The 18,243-nt window shown below is 70.9% G+C and carries 16 protein-coding genes; 5 read left to right on the top strand and 11 right to left on the bottom strand.

The features are described 5' to 3' along the window. Nucleotides 1–160 precede the first annotated feature (160 nt). Nucleotides 161–3,028: an AAA family ATPase gene (locus OG875_RS00375; RefSeq protein ID WP_330172171.1), complete on the bottom strand. Its 2,868-nt coding sequence runs from the start codon at nucleotides 3,026–3,028 to the stop codon at nucleotides 161–163. 878 nt (nucleotides 3,029–3,906) lie between these two features. Then, entirely contained in the window at nucleotides 3,907–4,887 is a 981-nt protein-coding gene (locus tag OG875_RS00370) for a GlxA family transcriptional regulator (RefSeq protein WP_330172170.1), read from the bottom strand. A gap of 112 nt (nucleotides 4,888–4,999) precedes the next feature. Here OG875_RS00370 and OG875_RS00365 point away from each other — a divergent pair, with 112 nt between their 5' ends. From OG875_RS00365 to OG875_RS00355, 3 genes are read left to right on the top strand one after another with little or no spacing between them, the layout of a single operon-like run. Then, nucleotides 5,000–5,179 (top strand): hypothetical protein, encoded by a 180-nt coding sequence (locus OG875_RS00365; protein ID WP_330172169.1) that lies wholly within the window; start codon nucleotides 5,000–5,002, stop codon nucleotides 5,177–5,179. Nucleotides 5,180–5,190: 11 nt separating this feature from the next. After that, nucleotides 5,191–5,772: a 3'-5' exonuclease gene (locus OG875_RS00360; protein WP_330172168.1), complete on the top strand. Its 582-nt coding sequence runs from the start codon at nucleotides 5,191–5,193 to the stop codon at nucleotides 5,770–5,772. A gap of 6 nt (nucleotides 5,773–5,778) precedes the next feature. Next, complete coding sequence (locus OG875_RS00355; protein ID WP_330172167.1) at nucleotides 5,779–6,726, top strand: aldo/keto reductase; 948 nt, start codon at nucleotides 5,779–5,781, stop codon at nucleotides 6,724–6,726. A gap of 43 nt (nucleotides 6,727–6,769) precedes the next feature. On the opposite strand, the gene OG875_RS00350 is transcribed toward OG875_RS00355, so the two are convergent. After that, nucleotides 6,770–7,369, bottom strand: a complete 600-nt coding sequence (locus OG875_RS00350; protein WP_330172166.1) for a dihydrofolate reductase family protein — start codon at nucleotides 7,367–7,369, stop codon at nucleotides 6,770–6,772. After that, on the bottom strand, nucleotides 7,366–8,331 hold the full coding sequence (locus OG875_RS00345) for a metalloregulator ArsR/SmtB family transcription factor (RefSeq protein WP_330172165.1): 966 nt from the start codon (nucleotides 8,329–8,331) through the stop codon (nucleotides 7,366–7,368). Before OG875_RS00345 ends, OG875_RS00350 begins: the two co-directional genes overlap by 4 nt. Before the next feature lie 639 nt (nucleotides 8,332–8,970). On the opposite strand from OG875_RS00345, the gene OG875_RS00340 reads away from it, so the two are divergent. Next, nucleotides 8,971–10,146: a macrolide family glycosyltransferase gene (locus tag OG875_RS00340; RefSeq protein ID WP_330172164.1), complete on the top strand. Its 1,176-nt coding sequence runs from the start codon at nucleotides 8,971–8,973 to the stop codon at nucleotides 10,144–10,146. 87 nt (nucleotides 10,147–10,233) lie between these two features. On the opposite strand, the gene OG875_RS00335 is transcribed toward OG875_RS00340, so the two are convergent. The 7 genes from OG875_RS00335 to OG875_RS00305 form a co-directional block, all read right to left on the bottom strand. Beyond that, a complete protein-coding gene (locus tag OG875_RS00335; protein ID WP_330172163.1) occupies nucleotides 10,234–10,806 on the bottom strand; it encodes a dihydrofolate reductase family protein in 573 nt (190 codons plus the stop codon). Between the two features lie 150 nt (nucleotides 10,807–10,956). Then, nucleotides 10,957–11,700, bottom strand: a complete 744-nt coding sequence (locus OG875_RS00330) for an SRPBCC family protein (RefSeq protein WP_330172162.1) — start codon at nucleotides 11,698–11,700, stop codon at nucleotides 10,957–10,959. Beyond that, nucleotides 11,697–12,443: an ArsR/SmtB family transcription factor gene (locus OG875_RS00325; RefSeq protein ID WP_330172161.1), complete on the bottom strand. Its 747-nt coding sequence runs from the start codon at nucleotides 12,441–12,443 to the stop codon at nucleotides 11,697–11,699. Before OG875_RS00325 ends, OG875_RS00330 begins: the two co-directional genes overlap by 4 nt. Nucleotides 12,444–12,617: 174 nt before the next feature. After that, nucleotides 12,618–13,511 carry a S1 family peptidase gene (locus OG875_RS00320; RefSeq protein ID WP_330172160.1) on the bottom strand — a complete coding sequence of 298 codons (894 nt, stop codon included), beginning with the start codon at nucleotides 13,509–13,511 and terminating at the stop codon, nucleotides 12,618–12,620. Nucleotides 13,512–14,386: 875 nt separating this feature from the next. Continuing rightward, nucleotides 14,387–15,367 carry a threonine ammonia-lyase gene (locus tag OG875_RS00315; protein ID WP_330172159.1) on the bottom strand — a complete coding sequence of 327 codons (981 nt, stop codon included), beginning with the start codon at nucleotides 15,365–15,367 and terminating at the stop codon, nucleotides 14,387–14,389. Nucleotides 15,368–15,532: 165 nt separating this feature from the next. Then, entirely contained in the window at nucleotides 15,533–16,582 is a 1,050-nt protein-coding gene (locus OG875_RS00310; protein ID WP_330172158.1) for an alpha/beta hydrolase, read from the bottom strand. Nucleotides 16,583–16,762: 180 nt separating this feature from the next. Continuing rightward, nucleotides 16,763–17,080 (bottom strand): putative quinol monooxygenase, encoded by a 318-nt coding sequence (locus tag OG875_RS00305; protein WP_330172157.1) that lies wholly within the window; start codon nucleotides 17,078–17,080, stop codon nucleotides 16,763–16,765. Nucleotides 17,081–17,226: 146 nt separating this feature from the next. Here OG875_RS00305 and OG875_RS00300 point away from each other — a divergent pair, with 146 nt between their 5' ends. Beyond that, complete coding sequence (locus OG875_RS00300) at nucleotides 17,227–18,132, top strand: AraC family transcriptional regulator (RefSeq protein ID WP_330172156.1); 906 nt, start codon at nucleotides 17,227–17,229, stop codon at nucleotides 18,130–18,132. The last annotated feature ends 111 nt before the right edge of the window (nucleotides 18,133–18,243 follow it).

Here is an 18,243-nt window from a genome sequence, read left to right as displayed (position 1 = left end):
GACCCTTCCCGACGACCGAACCCCCCGCGCCGGTGGCGCGGGGGGTTCGGTCGTACGCGGTCGTACCCGCCGGAGCCGTGACCGCGACGCCGTACACGCCTCCGGTCACGCGTCTGCCGCGCCCACGGGGGCGCGGCAGCGGGGACGGTCCCGGCCGGGATCAGCCGCGTGACAGCGCGGACGCGGACGTCCCCCCGGCGGAGAAGTGGTCCGACAGGGTGGGGATGCGGTGCTCCAGCATCTTCGACGGAAGATCCGCCCGGCTCGCCACCTTCAACTTCCGGTATACGCGCGTCAAATGCTGTTCAACTGTGCTCATCGTGACGTGGATGCGCCGGCTGATCTCGCGATTGCTGTAGCCGAGCGCCGCCAGTCCGGCGACCCGGCACTCGGCGTCCGTCAGCAGCATCGCCGTGCCGGGCTCCTCCGGCAGTCCGAGGTGTTCCAGCGCCACGAGCCTGCTTCCGACGGCGGACTCGGCGGGGCCGGTGGCCGCCACCTGACCCGCGTGCCGGGCGACCAGCCGGGCCCGCGCGTAGTCACCCAGTTCGTAGTGCGTGGCCGACAGGTCCGAGAAGGCCACGGCCAGTTCACGCCGGTCGCCCGACGCCCGGAGCAGGTCGATCGCCTCGTGCAGCAGCGAGGTGCGTACATTCGGCCTGCTCATCTGGGCCAGCAGCCGCAGCGCGACACCTCGCGCACGGGAACTGGGCCGGCTGCCGCCCACCTCGACCTGCGCCTCCGCCCACTCGCGCGCCGTCTTCGTCCGGCCGATGCGCAGATTCGCCTCGGCGAGGTCGGCCCGCCACGGAATGCCCTTGTGGAGTTCGGCGTTGGCGTCGCGCATCAGCCGGCCGCACGTCTCGAAGTCGCTGAGCCCGGCGAACGCCCGGTCGGTGGCGAGATAGTGATGCCCGCGGGCACGGAGGTACTGCACCCCGAAGACCGTACGGAACACCGCGTCGGGCAGTTCGTGCTCCAGCAGTTCGGCCGCCCGGTCGTGCCGGCCCAGTGCGGTGTTGGCGAACACCGCGGTGCCCAGCGGCAGACCGATCAGGACGCCCCAGCCCCGGGTGTGCATCATGTCCAGGGCCCGCGCCGACATGGCGTCCGCCGTCTCGATGTCCCCCTGCAACAGGGCGATCTCCGCGCGGACGGCGGTCAGCAGCGCGTGCCAGGTGGTGGCCTTGCGCCGCTCCACGTAGGCGAGCAGCGTCTCGCACACCTCCGCCGCGGTCCCGGTGCGGTCCGTGTGCGCGATGGCGAGCAGTGACATGGCCACCAACTCGGGCTTCATCCGGTCGAGTTGGAGCCCCTGGAGGGACTGCACCACGGCGGCGACCACCTCGTCCGACGCACCCGCGATCAGCTGGGTCAGCTTCGGACTGAGCCCCGCCAGACCGGACTCGCGCAGCACGTACCCGGTCGCCGGTCCGCCGGCCGGTCCGTCGGTGACCGCCCCGTCGTCACCGCGTTCGCCGGGCCGGCAGACCCGGGGGACCCCGTAGAACCACTGCCGGATGAACTCCACCTCGGCGATGGACTGGTTGTCCCGCTCCGAGCGGGCGGGGCCGCTGAGCGCGCCGATCGCGAGGGCGACCTCGTCGGAGTCCTCACCCTGCCAGAGCATGTGCCGCAGAACGGTGGCCGCGTCGTCCGCCTCCAGGCAGTCGTCGAACACCGCTCGTCGCAGCTGGGCCAGGGACGCCTCCGCCGCGGCGGGGTTCACCCGCCAGGCCGCGCGGCCCATCGCCGCCAGCAGCCGGTGGCGGTCGTGCTCGTCGGTGTGGTCGCGCAGGGCGAGCCGCAGATAGCTCATCGACTCCCGTACGTTGTCCGCCCCGAGCGCGAGATCGGCGGCGCCGCGCAGCACCTTCGACCCCCAGGGGCGGACGACCTGGTCGGCGGCGAGCAGCCGGCCGGCCACCTCGCGTTCGGGCGCCCCGGCCTGGTAGAGCAGCCGCGCGGCGTCCGCGTTGAGCCGGGCCAGCTCCTTCGGCGGGAGCTCGTGCAGCACCGCGTCGGCGGCGGCCGGATGCCGGAAGGTCCAGTCCGACAGCAGCCCGACGGAGTTGAGCACCGACGCGCCCTCGAGGACCGTCGTCAGGGACTCGCCGGTGACCAGGGCCACGGTGCGGGCGGAGGCGAAACCGTCGCCCAGCACGGCGACCGCGGCGCCGATCCGGGTGTGCGCGGGGCTCGTGCCGCCGAGGCAGCTGAGCACCGCCTGCCGGTAGGCGGAACTGGCGACGGGCCTGCCCGGTTCCGAACCGAAGCGGGTGCTGTCGTCGAGCAGCGCGTGCACGAGCATCGGATTGCCACCGGTGGCCCGGTGGTAGGCGTCGGTCGTCTCGCGGTCGACCGCCCGTCCGGCGTGCTCACCGAGCAGGGCGGACACACCGTCCTCGGTGAGCGGCGCGATACGGACGCGTTCGTGCGGCTGTCTGATGAGCTGCCGGTGGACGTCCGGCCCACGGATTCCCGATTGCTCCCAGCTGACGCAAAGGACCAGGAATCGTTTCTTCCGTATTCGGTGGAGAAGAGTCAGCATTGCCGCGAGGGAATCGTCGTCCATCAGATGCGCGTCGTCGACGGCGAGAACCAGCGGACGCTCCGCCGAGAGGTCGAGCAGGGCGGCCACGGCTTCCTCCGCAGCACGGGCGACGGCCCTTTCCCTGTCCGAATCCTGACTGTCCTGTTCTGCAATTACCCTCTTCTCGTCGGCGTTCCCCTGATACCATCCGGGGTGAGACGACGCCAGACGTTCGAGCGTGTCGCAGGGCACTTCCGCATCCCGCAGTAATTGACGAAAGACGCTGAGCGGCTGCTTTGCCCCGGTCGGTGACGCGGTGGCGAGGAGGACGGTCGCCCCGGCTTCACCAGCCGTTCTCAGCGAGTCGTGGACGAGTTCACTCTTACCTGAACCCGGTCCGCCGGTGATGATTACGAATTGCCCTATTCCGGCCGAGCAGGCGTCAAATGCTTTTGCGAGTGCCTTTACTTCCCTGGAACGTTCGAACAGACGCATACTGGCCCTTTGAGTAGGTCCGACGATGGCACTGACGGCGAGGCCGTGACTACGGCGCCCGGTGGGGGAGTGCAGTGGTGCGGTGGAGGCCGACTGCCCTGACGTGCCTCGTTCCTCTGCCCGTACCGCATGCGCCGCGACCGGTCCGCGGAACGGGACCCGCCGGCCGGTTGGCATGTGCCGTCGGTATCTTCACCGGCCGGTAATGCCGAGGCGCTGGATTGCGGAGCGCGGTCCGGTCGACCTGCGCGGCGCCCTCCTGTTAAGGAGAGATGGCGGCATGCTACGTCTGTGTGAATTTTCCGTACCATCGGCGAGTTCACAATACTTCGACCATGCGTGGGTGGGGGATTTCAGCTGCCGAGCTGCAATCGAAAGAGTATGGATGACACTAATGAATGTCAACGTCGACCCTCGACATCCCATTCCGATGGGGCAGACATTACTCTTTGCTCAGAAATTACCCATGGCCGTTGTTTGTCGTGAGTGCCACGTGTTCCGGGTGCGGCGGAGCCCGTAAGCGGGCAGGTCCCTGCCCGTTTGAGGACCCGAATAAGCGGAATCCCCGGCACCGCCCGGGAACGGTGAGTCCGATGTCACAGCGGGGAACGCCCCGTCATTTCCGTCACGTACCCGTTCGCGAACGGGCACCCGGGTCCCATTAGGTCCGGTTCGCACGATCCGCACCGCCGAAGACCCTCCGGCCGCCCGAGTCGTCCGACATCGGACACCGTCCGGAGGAATTCATACGGCGGTTACGTGCGTCACAAGGGCCCGCGCGCCCTCGCCCCGCCGCCCGCACGCGTGAAAGGGGGCGGCGGAAGCGGTGCCATTCACCCGTTCCACGGCGTTCCACGGCACCGGCGCCGCGCGCGCCCTCAGTCGGGACGGGCGCCGGTGAACGCCCGGCGGTAGGCCAGGGGAGAGGTGCCGAGCGCCCGGCGGAAGTGCTGCCGCAGAACGGTGGCGGTACCGAACCCCGCGCGGGAGGCGATCTCCTCGACCGACAGCCCCGTGGTCTCCAGCAGGTGCCGCGCGCGTTGAAGACGTGCCCCGGTCAGCCAACGCAGCGGCGTGGTACCGGTCTGCGCGCGAAAACGGCGGCTGAGGGTGCGTACGCTCATCGACGCCTCACGCGCCATGCCGGCGAGCGTGTGCGGCTGACCGAGCGACTCCTCCGACCGGTGCATCAGCGGCCCGAGACCGCCCCGGTCGTCATGGGTCTGTTCATGGGCGATGAACTGCGCCTGCCCGCCGTCACGGCGCAGCGGCATCACCGTGTGCCGGGCGGTGCCGGCCGCGACGGCGGCCCCGTGGTCCTTGCCGACCAGATGCAGGCACATGTCAAGCCCGGCCGCGCCGCCGGCCGAGGTCACCACATCGCCGTTGTCCACGAACAGCACGGCCGGATCGACCTCGACGGCGGGATACCGGGCGGCGAGCTCACGCGCGTGGGACCCGTGGACGGTGGCCCGCCGCCCGTCGAGGAGACCGGCCGCCGCGACGGTGAACACGCCGTTGCAGATCGACGCGACCCGGGCACCGGACGCGTGCGCGGCGCGCAGCAGGTCCAGCACGGCGGGCGGTGGCGGCGCGGCGTAGGACGCGAGACCGGGCACGACGACGGTGTCCGCCCCCGCCGCGTCCGCCCACGAGTGCGCGGTGCCCACGTCGAACGCCGCGCCGCCACCGGTCGCCGTCCTCGTCCCCGCCTCCGGACCGCAGACCCGCACCTCGTACAGCGCGCGGCCACCTCCTGTCGCGTCCCGCGCCGCACAGGCGGAACCGAACACGAAGGCGGGGACGGCCAGATCGAACGCCACGGCGGTGTCCAGGTGGAGAACGGCGACGACGTGCATGGCCAGAAGTTACCGGACAACGGCACTTCTGCCCTGGGCACCCCGACCGCGCCGCTCCAGCATGGAGTCCTGGCCCCGCAGCCAACTTCCGCGCCTGCCAAAGGAGTTCACCGTGACCGGGACAAGCATGCCCAGCACGCCGACGACTGCCGCGCTCCTGGTGGCAGCGGCGGCGCTCGCCCCGGCCGTACTGGTCCTCCTGGGACGCCTGACCGGGCGCCGACTCGACGCCCTGCCGCGCCACCGCGCCGCCGAACGAGATCCGGATGACCCCGCGCGAGGTCCTTTCTAGGCTTCCTGGTCATGAACGCCGCCGAGCACCTGCTGAACGTGGTCGATGTCGGGGCGACCTGCTGGGAGGGGCAGCCGCCGCCCGGTCAGGCGAGCGAGATCATCGGGGTCGGGCTCACCGTGGTCGAGCTGCGCGCGGGCGAACGCCTCGCCAAGCACCGGCTGCTGGTAAGGCCCGCCCGGTCCACGATCAGCCCGTTCCGCACGGAGCTGACCGGGCTGACACCGACCGAGGTCGACGGAGGCCTCTCCTTCGCCGAGGCGTGCCGGACCCTGGCCGCGCGGCACCGGACGGGCCTGCTCCCTTGGGCCGGTTGGGGCGACTACGACCGCGACCGGTTCACCCGCCAGTGCCGGCGGACCCGCGCCGCGTACCCCTTCGGCCACCGTCACACCAACGCCAAGGTCGCCTTCACCGCCGCCCACGCCCTGCGGGGGCGCCCCGGTATGGCGCAGGCTTTGAAGATCGCCGATCTCCCCCTGGAGGGCCGCCACCACCGGGGCGCCGACGACGCCTGGAACATCGCCGCGCTCGTCCTGGATCTTTCGGGGCGCGGTGCCTGGCCCGGAATAGCTGATCCAGATCGTTGTTGAACGGGCATGACCTCTCTCAACACGCTGGGCCGGTCCGACCTGACGGTGTTCCCCCTCGCCCTCGGCGGGAACGTCTTCGGCTGGACCGCCGACCTCGACCAGTCCTTCGCCGTGCTCGACGCGTACACCGCGGCGGGCGGCAACTTCGTGGACACCGCCGACTCCTACTCGACCTGGGTGGAGGGCAACTCGGGCGGTGAGTCCGAAACCGTCATCGGCAAGTGGCTCAAGGCACGCGGGCGCCGCGACGACGTCGTGATCGCCACCAAGGTCGCCCGCCACCCCGACTACCGGGGCCTGCGCGGAGAGACCATCAAGGCCGCCGCCGACGCGTCCCTGCGCCGGCTGGACACCGACCACATCGACCTCTACTACACCCACTTCGACGACGACCCGACCATCCCGGTCGAGGAGATCATCGGCGCCCTGGACGAGTTGGTGACGGCGGGCAAGGTGCGGGCCATCGGTGCCTCCAACATCTCCGCCGAGCGCCTCCAGGAGTCCCTCGACTTCTCCGACCGCGAGGGTGTCGCCCGCTACGTCGCCCTCCAGCCGAACTACAGCCTCGTGTCCCGGGACACCTACCAGGGCCCGCTCCAGGACGTCGCCTCCCGCGCCGGACTGGCCGCCGTGCCTTACCACGCCCTGGCCTCGGGATTCCTGACCGGCAAGTACCGCCCCGGCGTGACGGTCGACAGCGCCCGCGCCCAGGGCGCGGGCGCGCACCTCGGAACGGAACGGGGTGTGCGCGTCCTCACCGCTCTGGACGAGGTGGCGCGGGCACACGACACCGAGGTCGCGACCGTGGCCCTGGCCTGGGTCGCCGCACAGCCGACCGTGACGTCCACCCTCGCGTCGGCCCGGACCGTGGAACAACTGCCGGCCCTGATGGCGGTGGCCGACCTGGAACTGACCGAAGCGGAACTCACCCTGCTCACCGAGGCTTCGGCGTAGGGCGCCGCCTGTCGACGGGGCCGGTCGACAGGACCCGATCCGATCAGCGGACCCGGTCGTAGATCAGCGACAGGGTGCCGTGCTCGCCGGCCGCCTGGTGGGTGAGGGCCCACCGGCCGGCGGGCAGGCCGTCGTCGAAAAGCCGGGGCCCGGCGCCGAGAACGATCGGGAAGACGTTGACGGCCAGGCGGTCGACCTGGTCGGCCGCCAGCAGCGCCTTGATCACACTGGCGCTGGAGAGGACGAGTATGTCCCCGCCCTCGGCCGCCCTGAGATCCTCGATCACGTCGGCGGTCGGCTTGTCGACCATCGTCGTCCGCTCCCACGGCGCCTCGTGGAGGGTGGACGAGAGAACGACCTTGTCGGTGTCGACCAGCCACTTCGCGAAGCCCTCGTCACGCGGGTCGACTCCCTCCCCGCCGATGACGGTGGGCCAGAAGCCCAGGAAACCCTCGGCGTTCACCCGGCCGAGCAGGGCGGTCGTGGCCGACTCCCACAGGCCGGCCAGATGGTCGCGGGCGACATCGGTCACGGCGTACGGCATCACCCAGCCCATGTCGAGAGGGTCCGTCCCCGCGTAGCGGCCGTCGATGGACAGGCTCATGTTGGTGACGACCCTCCGCCCGGCGGTCTGCTCGTTCACTTCGTGCTCCTTGCGTCGTCACCGGCGCTGCCGGTGTTGGTCCTGTCCGGGCCACGGCCGCTGTCGTGGCTGTGGCTGTGGTTGTTGCTGTTGTCCGTGGTGGCCGTGTCGCCGGGAACAGCGACGGCGACGGCTTCGTGCGGGTGCGTGCCGAGAAGGGCCGTGAGCTTGTCGAGGCTCTGGCCGAAGCCGATCTCGACGCCCGCCACGAAGTCCGCCGAGTCGACCGTGCTGTCCGTGATCCGGTAGTGGACGTCGAGCTCCGTGCCCGTACCGGCTCCGAGGGGCCGCAGATCCAGGTCGACATGGGCGGTGAAAGCGATGCCGCCGTCGGGCAGGAGCGGCGAGAGCCGGTACGCCAGCCGTTCCCCCGGCCGTACATCGTCGACAACACCCTCCGCCCGGCCGACGACCGGGTCCGAGCCGTCGACATCCTCGGCGTCGCGGTACTCCTGCACGATCCGCCCGCCCGGCCGCGCCTCGAAGACCAGCTCGGAGACCCGGAGGTCGTCGGGCGTCCACCACTCCGAGAGCAGCGCGGGCTCGTGCAGATGGCGCCAGACCAGCTCGGGATCCGCCCGCGTCGACCGGACGAACCTGAACGCGCGGCCGTCGGCCCACCCCGCCGCGTCGGCGGCCAGCCGCTCACCCGTGACGTTCTCCCGGTGGCGGTCGTAGGTCACCGGCAGACCGCCCGCCTGGTCCGTGAAGTCCGCGAGCCGGACGAGCTCGGCCGCCAAGTCCCGCAAAGGGGCGGGCCGGAGCGCGTAGACACGGCGCTGGCCGGTGCGCTCCGAGGCGACGACACCGGCACGCTCCAGGGTCTGCAAGTGCTTGGTCGTCTGCGGCTGTCGTGCCCCGGCGAGGTGCGCCAGGACCCCGACCGAACGAGGCCGCTCGGCCAACAGTCCCACGAGCCGCCAGCGGGCCGGATCTGCCAGTGCGATGAGGAGTGCGTCCATGCCGAGAAGTATTCACCACTACGAATATTCGTGTCAAGGAATATCTCTGGCGTGCTGGACGGCGGGATCGCTGGACCACTGGGCGGCACGGGCACTGAGCCGCAGGTGTCCGGGTCGGCAGGCCGCCCGTCAGGCGCCCCGTCGGGCGACCCGTCCGTCGACCCGGAGTCGCCCTGCTCCCACAGCCTGGCGCGAACCAGCCAGATCCCGCCGACTTTCAGCCCGCCGGAAGCCTGCGCCGCGAAGGCCCGGACGTCCGCGCGCGACAGCGCCCACGCCGACAGGCCGTCCCCGCACGGCCCCTCGGCGGACCCCACCTGCGAAAACGATCGACGGCGCGGAACGCGACCGGACCCCTGAGGCCCCCTCGCACCCGCGCGGAACGGCGACCCGCGGCACTCCGCCGCACCACCGGGCCCGGCTAATCTCCGGGGCATGGCTCATTCCCAGATCTACGGCTGACAAGGACCGGACCGGACGATCCGGACCGCGCCCAACCGTCATCGGTGCGCGCCGTCCCGGTCCGTACGTCCCTCCGCCCCCCGAGGGCCTTTCCGCCCTCGGGTCGTTCCGCTGCGCCGCTCTCAAGGCGCAGGGGTCTCTGTCGGCACGCCGTAGAACTGAAAAGAGCACTCTCCTATGTCTCTGTCCCGTCGCCATGTCGCGATGATCGGGAGTCCCGTCGTCAGCCACGTCCTGCCCGGCCTTGAGGTCATCCGTGAACTCGTCCGGCGCGGGCACCGGGTGACGTACGCGGACGCCCCGAACGTCGCCGGGCTCGTCGCGTCCACCGGCGCCGAGTTCGTTCCCCGCACCACCACGCTGCCCGTCGCCGACAACAACTGGCCGGACGACCCGATCGCGGCCATGACCCTCTTCCTCGACGACGCGATCCACGCCCTTCCCCAACTGCGCGCCCACTACGACGAGGACCCCGCCGACCTGTACCTCTACGACATCGGCTCGTACCCGGGCCGCGTGCTCGGCGAGGCGCAGAACCGCCCTCTCGTACAGCTCTCCCCGACCTATGTGGCGTGGGAGGGCTACCAGAGGGAGGTCGCCGACCAACTGATGACGCTGCCGGGCGCCGACACGTACCGGCGGAAATTCGCCTCCTGGCTGGCCGCGTCCGGAGCGACCACGCTGGACGTGGACGCCTTCAGCGGCATGCCCCCCCGGGCCGTCGCGCTGATCACCAAGGCCATGCAGCCCCACGCCGACCGGGTGGACACGGACGTGGTGACCTTCGTCGGCCCCTGCCTCGGGGACCGCTCCGACCAGGGCGGCTGGACCCGGCCCGCCGGTGCCGAGAAGGTGCTGCTGGTCTCCCTCGGCTCCGCCTACACCCGCCGGCCGGACTTCTACCGCGCGTGCCTGGCGGCGTTCGGCGGTCTGGCCGGCTGGCACATGGTCCTCCAGATCGGCAAGTACACCGACGCCGGGGAGCTGGGGGACATCCCCTCCAACGTCGACGTGCGCGACTGGGTCCCGCAACTGGCGATCCTGGAGCAGGCCGACGCCTTCGTCACCCACGCCGGCATGGGCGGGAGCAGCGAAGGGCTCTGCACGGGCGTACCGATGATCGCCGTGCCGCAGGGCGCCGAGCAGTACGCCAACGCCGACCAACTGGTCAACCTCGGCGTGGCCCGGCGGATCGACACCGCCGACGCCACCCCCGAGGCGCTGCGCACGGCACTGCTGGAACTCACCGCCGACCCGGAGGTCGGCCGCCGCACGGCGCAGCTGCGCGCCCAGCTGCTGGCCGAGGGCGGCACACGTCGGGCAGCAGACCTCATCGAGTCCGCTCTCGGCTGAGCCGGCGCGTAAGGCCCTCGGCCGGGTGGCTCCGCAAGATGGCCGCCCGGCCGAGGGCGCACGGACCCGATCCGGGCGGGCCGCCGGTCAGTGGACGACGTCGAACACGTTCTTCTGGAGACCGTTGGCGTACGCCTCGTGCTCGACCAGCCTCAGCTTCTGGGTGTCCTTGTCCGTACCGCTGAACAGCCGCTTCCCCGCGCCGAGCAGCAACGGGAAGACCAGCAGGTGGTACCGGTCGATCAGGCCCGCGTCCGACAGACCCTGATTGAGGGTCGCGCTGCCGTGCACGATGATCGGGCCGCCCTCGGTCGCCTTCAGCGCGGCGACCTCGTCGAGGGAACGCAGAATCGCGGTCGGGCCCCAGCCCGGGACGAGAGCGTCGTCGGTGAGCGTGGTGGACACGACGTACTTCGGCATCTCCTTGTACTGGGCGAACTCCTCCATGCCGGGCCAGACCTGACTGAACGCCTCGTAACTGGTCCGGCCCAGCAGCATCGCCCCGGCCTCCCGCTGCTCCCGGCCCTTGATCTCGAACGCCTCGGGGACGAACTCGACGTCCTTGAAGGTCCATCCGGAGTTGCGGTAACCGGGTTCGCCGCCCGGAGCCTCCACCACGCCGTCGAGCGAGACGAAGGCGGTACTGATCAAGGTACGCATGGGTGTTTCCTCACTGTCTTGCTGTTACGTGCTTGCTGTCTCTTGCTGTGTGTTGTCGTTTCCTGCCGGCTTCTGCGGCTTGTGCTGTCTTCTGATCGTCCGGTGCTGTGCGTGGTGCCGATCATGGGCTGTCCCGTCGCGTGCCGCCCGTCACGGTCGGGCGAGAAGGTCACTCAGCCACCGCTGCCACGCGCTCTCGGCCCCGTCCGTGTCCGGTCCGAACAGGTGATGGAACATCAGCGCCACTCCGGAGCCGTGGTGGAAGGTGTAGATCCCGTCCGTGGTCCGGACCCCGATGCGCTCGTCGTCCGCCCACACCACGTCACCGTCCAGCGGTGCCAGACCGGTCGGTCGGGCGTACGCCCGCTCGCCGGCGCTCGCCGGGGCCGTCAGCGACAGCCCGTGGGCGAGAGCCGCACCCAACTCGCGCGGTGTCTTGCCGGGTGAGGGCACGATGGCGAAGACGGGAACCGCTGTGCGGCCCGGGAAGTACGACAGGTACTCGCGGAGCGTGTGGAGATGGAAGGGCCAGCCCCGGCGCAGCGCGTCGTACTCGTCCTGCCAGTCGTCGCCGAGCAGTCCGCTGTGCACGACACGGAGTACGGTGCTGCCGCCCTCCCGCCCCTCGATCAGATACTCGAAGGCCATGAACCGGCCGTCGTCGCCGGTGGCCGTGCGGCTCGCGAAGCGCCTGCCGGGCTCGTACGCGGTGACCACCGCCTCCTCCCGGTGCCCGCCGGTGTCCATCGCGGCGACGCCGCCCTCGCGGGGCTCGACCTCGTTGCGGCCCATGAACCAGGAATCGATCCCCGGTCCTGTCGCGATCGCCTCCCAGACCTCTTCCGGGCTCGCCGGAAGAAGTGTCTCCAGCTCGATCTCGAACGGGTGCGTCATGGTCGGCGTTCCTGTCGTGCGTCGGGTCCGGGTCCCGTGTCGGGCGCCTGACCTGCGTCCGCTGCGGATTCCCCGGTGGGTTCGTGTCCGGCGTCCGGTCCGTGTTCTTCGGTGGGTTCGTACCCGGCGCCGGGTACGTGTGGGGACGGCCCCGGGGTTCCCGCCGGGACGGGGATCTGATGCAGCCCGACGATCACACGGTGGGTTCGTCCCCCGGGGGCGGACTCGTCGTGGTAGCGGCCGACGAGGTCCGCCACCGTCCGGGCCAGTTCGTCGGCGAAGGCCGCACGGTCGGCGGCGGAGGCGAAACGAACCTCGGCGCCGATGCCGAAGGTGGCGATCCGCCGCCGGGCCCGTGCCGCGCCCGCCAGAAGGGTCCCGAGCTCCTGCACCAGCCGGGCTCCCAGCGCCAGCAGCCAGTGCGCGGAGAGCTGGTCGGGCGACCGGTCGGGATCCGGACTGACCGCACCGAGGGCGCTGGGGGAGATGACGTAGGAGGCCGCGGTGGCGCGGTACACCCGCTCGGTGACGTTGCCGCGCCGTCGCTCCTCGGCGAGCTCGACCAGCCGGTGCCGTTCCAGTTCCTTGAGGTGGTAGTTGACCTTCTGCCGGGGCAGTCCCAGGCGGGTGGCCAGCATGGTGGCCGAGCCGGGCTCGGCGAGGGCGGCGAGGATCCGGGACCGTATCGGGTCCAGGGACGCCTCGGCCGCGGCGGGTTCTTCGATGACGGCGATGTCCAGCACGCCCTCAGGATGCGACCGACAGAAAAAATTGTCAAGACAAGAAAATTAGTCGGTCGGTCGGGCACTGCGAGCACTGCGAGCGCTTCGGGTGCTGTGGGCGCACGACAGCGGCGGACCGTGAGGTGCCACGGTCCGCCGCTGGAGGGTTGGTGTCCCCGAGTGTGCCGGGTGGGGTTAGAGGACCGTGGCGCCGTAGACGCTCAGGGCCTCCGTGACGGGCTGGTAGAACGTGGTGCCGCCGGTGCGGCAGTTGCCGCTGCCGCCGGAGGTGAGACCCAGGGCGACGCTGCCCGCGAAGAGCGAGCCGCCGCTGTCGCCGGGCTCGGCGCAGACGTTGGTCTGGATCATGCCGTACACGATGCCGCTGGCGCCGTAGTTGACCGTGGCGTTGAGGCCGGTGACCGTACCGCCCCAGACGCCCGTGGTGCTGCCGCTGCGACGGACGGACTGGCCGACGAACGCGTTGCCCGCCGACGTGATGTCCTGGTAGGTGCCGTTGTACAGGTAGACCCGGCCGTCGGCCGCCGCCGGGTTGGAGTGGCGGATGATGCCGTAGTCGTTGGTCGGGAAGCTGGTACCGGTGCGCGTGCCGATCGACCAGCTGGCGCCGATGTTGGTGCAGTGACCGGCGGTCAGCGCGTGGGCCACGCCGCCGACCGACACGTTGAAGCCGAGCGAACAGCGGCTGCCGCTCGTCGTGATGGCTTCGCCGCCGGCGATCAGCGGGGTGAACTTGCCGTTGGTGCGCTTGACCGTCAGTTCGGCCTTGGAGTCGGCCAGCGCGCCCTTGACCTCGGCCAGTTCGGCCTTGGACACGGTGCTGTCGACGGTCACGACGATCTTGCCGGTGCTCGCGTCGGTGTACCAGGCGGTGCCGGCCACGTCCGCTTTGAGCACGGCGGAGCTGGCGGCGGCGAGCTGCGAGACGGTCGCCTTGGCCTCGGGGGCCGGCGCGGCGACGGCCGAGGGGGCCGCGAGCGCGACGGCGGTCACCAGGCCGGACGTCACGGCGAGGAGCCGAGCGCGTCTGGACGTGCCGTTCAGCGGCGAGAAGCGCTTGAAGTTCACTAGATCCTCCGGAGATATGGGGGATGGACAGCCCGTTGGGTGGGGTGGGGCAGTCGGTGCGTGCAGGTCCCCGACCAGCGGTTACTGGGCGTGGACCTGTCAAGCTGCACGGATGGAATCGTTGACCGCCACGGCTCCGGATGCAAGGTCGACTTCCGGTCCACGGGCGGAGGGTCTCCGCGCGTCACTTCTGGCGCGGACGGGCCGCCTCCGGCTCACGAGCCGGCGTGCGCCCGCACTCCAAAAGGGCACGTCAGGGCTTTGCTGCAAAGCTCCCGCAGACTGCCGGACTTGTGCCGTCCGTGCCGAGAACTCCCGTGACGTACAACGAGTTTGAGCCTGCGCGCAGTCTGATTACAGACCGTCGCGCCGGGTCACACCATGAACACGCGCGGTCCGCGAATTCTTCGGCGGCGCGGCAAGGCTGGTGCGTGCCGAGCCTGATGGGGTTCCTGCTCCGGGCGGTACGGCTTCCCCGACTGGGGCATTTGCATGATGCTCAAATGAATTGCCCGTGCATGCGAGATGGCCGAATCTTTGCCTCCGCCCCCTGGACGCTGTCGCTCTGAGACACGAATGCGTCCGGAGAGGCGCTCTTGAAGGGGCCTCCGGAGTGTGCTGCGGGGGTCGGGAACGAGTCGGTGGCTGCCGCGCGCCCGTCGCGAGGGCCGTCGTACGGCGCCCGGAACGGCAGAACGGCAGAACGTCGGAATGACGGAACGGGGTGCGGGGGGTGAAGGAGGAATGGGTGAGGCGGCCGGGGACAGCGGGGCGGGGGATGACGGCCACCCGCTCGCGTCCCGGGTCGGCGGCCCGGCCCCGATCGCGACGGCACTCGGATGTCGGGTCCACCGGTGGGGAGTCGTACCGGTCCCTCAGGTTCCTCGGTGGGGAGCCGTGCCGGTCCAGCGCCGATGGGCGTCCATGTCGACGTTGCTGCCACATACGACGGTGACGACGTGTCGGCCGGCGAAGCGGTCGCGGTCTTCGAGGAGCGCCGCGATGCCGAGCGCGGCCGACGGTTCGACGACGAGGCCCGCGTGGTCGAGGAGCAGCCGCATACCGGCGACGATGGACTCCTCCCGGACCAGGACGGCGTCGTCCGCCACCTGGAGAAGGTCGTCCAGGACCTCGGGGAGGGGACGCCGGCCGGCGACACCGTCGGCGATGGTGTCGGTGAAGTCGGTCGTCACGACCCGCCGTCGGTGCCAGGAGCGGGTCATCGCCGGTGCGCCGAGCGGTTGTACGCAGATCACCTCGACGTGGGGCACCACGGCCTTCAGCACACGTCCCACGCCGGTGGCCAGCGCCCCGCCCCCGAGAGCGATCAGAATGGTGTCGAACGGCGTTGCGGCGTCCGCCAGTTCGAGCCCGATGGTCGCGGCGCCTTCGCAGGTCTCGATGTCCAGGCTGTCCTCGACCAGCCGGATGCCGTGGTGCCGCGACAGTTCCGAGGCCCTGTCACGGGCCAGTTCGTGATCACCGTCCACGAGCTCCAGGCGGGCACCCAGCGCGCGGATGCGATCGAGCTTGGCCGTGGTCGCGAAGCGGGACGCCACGACGGTCACGTCCAGCCCCCTGCCGCGACCGGACCAGGCGAGGGCCTGGCCGAGGTTGCCCGCGCTGGCGCACACCACGGCCCGGGAGCCGCCCGCGGCGAGCTGGTGCGCGACGACCTCGGTGCCGCGCCCCTTGAAGCTGCGGACCGGGTTGGCCGTTTCGAGCTTGACGCTCACCGCGCACCCGAGCTCCGGCTCCAGCGCCTCGCACCGATACAGCGGAGTGTCGAGGAAGACCGGGTCGATGACCTGGCGAGCTGCCCTTGTCCGAGCGAGGTCGAGGCGCGTTCTCTGCACGGCACAGAACCGTACGCCACCGGCATCCCCCGGGCCCAGCGCCGGAGGGCGCGGACCGGCACGGCGACCCGGCACGAGGGCGACGCACCGCCCGGTCCCGGGTCCGGCCGCCCGGCTGCGGAGACCCCGGTCCCTCCGCCGCCTGGTCCGCTCGGTTCACGCGTCTCATCGAGACGATGCGGCGCGCTCCTCGTTCAGGGTTCTGGCGAGCCAGTCGGTACGGGTCCGGCGGGCCGTGACGGAGAGGGGCGCCTGCGGGAACAGGGCGTCGAATCCGTGGAACCCGCCCGCCCAGACGTGCAGTTCGGCCTGGCCTCCGGCCGCCCAGATCCTGGTGGCGTAGGCGACGGCCTCGTCACGGAAGACCTCGGCCGACCCGGCGTCGATGTACGTGGTCGGCAGGCCCGACACCTGGTCGGCGACCGCGGGGGAGAGGTAGCCGGTGACCTGCTCGTCCTCGATGCCGCCGAGGAGCGACCGCCAGCCGAACGCGTTCATCTCGCGGGTCCAGACCCCGGGTTCGCGTGCGTACTGCTCGCTGGAGACGGTGATGCCGCGGTGGTCGAGCATGGGGCAGATCAGCACCTGGGCGGCGAGAGCCGGGCCGCCTCGGTCGCGGGCCAGCAGCGCGACCCCGGCGGCGAGACCGCCGCCCGCGCTGGCACCGGCGACGACGATCCGGCCGGGATCGACACCCAGTTCGGCGGCGTGCTCGGCGATCCACAGCAGCCCCTGGTAGCAGTCCTCGACCAGGGTCGTGCCGGTGGCCTCCGGCGCGAGCCGGTAGTCGACGGACACGACGACGGCGCCGAACTCGTCCAGCCACTCCAGCGGGATGTCGATCTGCGAGAAGCGGTCGCCCATGACCATCCCGCCGCCGTGCATCCAGTAGACGCACGGCGCCCCGGCGGGACTCTCGCGGTCGGTGGAACCCTCGTGGTCGGCGGGACTCTCGCGGTCCGTGGAACTCTCGTGGTCGGCGGAGTTCTCGGCGCGGGCGGGGCCGAAGACGGAGAGCGGTATCCGGGCGCCGTCCCCGGCGGCCACCATGACCTCGCGCCGGTCGACGGAACGACCGGCGAGCAGCGGTTCGACAGGTGCCGAGGAGAACGGACGGATCTGGGCGAGCGCCTCGGTGTCGAGGTCCGTCCGCAAGGGCATGCCGGCGAGCAGCGTACGCAGTTCGGGGTCGAGACCGGGGCGGGGCGAGGTCATGGTGGAGCCCTTTCTTCGTCGGGTGGTGACTGTTCGTCAGGTACGCAACGTGCGTGAGGAGCCGGGCGGGAGCCGGCCGGGAGTCAGGCAGGACCCGGGCAGCGGCCGGGAACGAAGCGAAGGAGGGCGGCGAGCAGGCGCCCGCCGTACCGGCGCCGTACTCCGCCGGTTCGCCCGCCCTCAGAAAGCGGCCTTGCCACGGACCGGGACGTAGTCGGTGTACTCGGGCTCCCCGGCCAGCAACTCGCCGATCCGCGCCACCATGCTCTGCGCGGCCTCACCGGCGAAGATCCGGTGGTGCTCCTCCTCGCTCGTCCAGCCCTCGGTGACATGGACGATGTCGGGGGCGGACGCGGACCGGGACACGAGGTAGACGACGCAGTGCTCGCTCGCACCCGGGCTCCCCTCGTCCAGACCGGTCAGCAGGAGGTCGACCAGCCGGTCGCCCCTTCCGGTGGTGGCGGTCAGGGTGGCGCTGAATCCGTACGTGAGGGTCATGACTGTCCTCTTCTTCCGAGGTGGTGGAGTGAAGTGATTTCATTCAACCCCTCTGACCTGCGGAGACGTTAGAGCGATCCTCTCGCGTGCTTGCACGATCCTCGCGTCCTCGGGAACACGGCACGCAACGGTGCTGCAATGGACCCATGGATCTGACAGAGCTCCGCACGCTGCTGGCACGGCACGCCCGGCCCGACTGGACCACCGCCATCGACGGCGTCCTCATCTCCAGGGTCGACCGCCCGGACCCGCCGGCACCCTCGACGTCCGGCACGGTGCTGGCGGTCATCGCCCAGGGCGCCAAACGGCTCGCCCTGGGCAACCGCGTCTACGAGTACCGCGCGGGGCAGTACCTGGTCGCGTCGGTCGACCTCCCCGTCACCGGACAGTTCACCCAGATCGATCCCGGGCGACCGGCCCTCGGGTTCGGACTGACACTGGAACCGTCCGCCGTCGCCGAACTGCTCCTGGAGGCCGGACCCGGAGACACACCCCGCACGGCCGGGGGAACGCCGTCGGGCATCGTCGTCAGTGACGCCCCGGCGGCGCTGCTCGACGCGGTGGTACGGCTCCTGCGGCTGCTCGACGAGCCCCGGGACCGCGCCGTACTGGCGCCGCTGATCACGCGCGAGATCCTGTGGCGCCTGATCACCGGTGAACAGGGCGCGACCGTGCGGCAGTTCGGCCTCGCCGACAGCAGTCTCAGCCACGTCTCGCGCGCCGTGCGCTGGATCCGCGAGCACTACGCCCAGCCGTTCCGGGTCGAGGACGTCGCGCGGCTGTCCGGCATGAGTGTCTCCGCGTTCTACCGCAACTTCCAGGCGGTGACCGCGATGAGCCCCATCCAGTTCCAGAAGCAGATCCGGTTGCAGGAGGCCCGGCTGCTCCTCGCGACCCGCCCGGGTGATGTCACCGGTGTCGGTCTTCGGGTCGGTTACGACAACCCGTCGCAGTTCAGCCGCGAGTACCGCCGGCAGTTCGGCGCACCGCCCAGCCTCGACGCCACCCGTCTCCGGGACAGCGCGGGTGCCTCCGCCGCTGTCCTTCCCTGAGCGGAGAGTGGACGACGAGGGAGGATCGTGCAAGGGGAAGCGAGGATAGTTCTACTGTTTGCGCAGGTCAGAGCCGTTCAATGGGAGAGCGCACTATCCCGGAGCGGGAAA

The sequence above is a fragment of the Streptomyces sp. NBC_01498 genome (genome assembly GCF_036327775.1).
GTDB lineage: Bacteria > Actinomycetota > Actinomycetes > Streptomycetales > Streptomycetaceae > Streptomyces.
The sequence above is the reverse complement of the archived record's forward strand: the minus strand, read 5'-3'. Positions and strand labels throughout refer to the sequence as shown.

Excerpts from the sequence above, each read along its gene's own strand:
- OG875_RS00375 (WP_330172171.1), bottom strand. The coding sequence starts at position 3,028 with ATGCGTCTGTTCGAACGTTCCAGGGAAGTAAAGGCACTCGCAAAAGCA.
- OG875_RS00370 (WP_330172170.1), bottom strand. The coding sequence starts at position 4,887 with ATGCACGTCGTCGCCGTTCTCCACCTGGACACCGCCGTGGCGTTCGAT.
- OG875_RS00360 (WP_330172168.1), top strand. The coding sequence starts at position 5,191 with ATGAACGCCGCCGAGCACCTGCTGAACGTGGTCGATGTCGGGGCGACC.
- OG875_RS00355 (WP_330172167.1), top strand. The coding sequence starts at position 5,779 with ATGACCTCTCTCAACACGCTGGGCCGGTCCGACCTGACGGTGTTCCCC.
- OG875_RS00345 (WP_330172165.1), bottom strand. The coding sequence starts at position 8,331 with ATGGACGCACTCCTCATCGCACTGGCAGATCCGGCCCGCTGGCGGCTC.
- OG875_RS00340 (WP_330172164.1), top strand. The coding sequence starts at position 8,971 with ATGTCTCTGTCCCGTCGCCATGTCGCGATGATCGGGAGTCCCGTCGTC.
- OG875_RS00335 (WP_330172163.1), bottom strand. The coding sequence starts at position 10,806 with ATGCGTACCTTGATCAGTACCGCCTTCGTCTCGCTCGACGGCGTGGTG.
- OG875_RS00330 (WP_330172162.1), bottom strand. The coding sequence starts at position 11,700 with ATGACGCACCCGTTCGAGATCGAGCTGGAGACACTTCTTCCGGCGAGC.
- OG875_RS00310 (WP_330172158.1), bottom strand. The coding sequence starts at position 16,582 with ATGACCTCGCCCCGCCCCGGTCTCGACCCCGAACTGCGTACGCTGCTC.
- OG875_RS00305 (WP_330172157.1), bottom strand. The coding sequence starts at position 17,080 with ATGACCCTCACGTACGGATTCAGCGCCACCCTGACCGCCACCACCGGA.
- OG875_RS00300 (WP_330172156.1), top strand. The coding sequence starts at position 17,227 with ATGGATCTGACAGAGCTCCGCACGCTGCTGGCACGGCACGCCCGGCCC.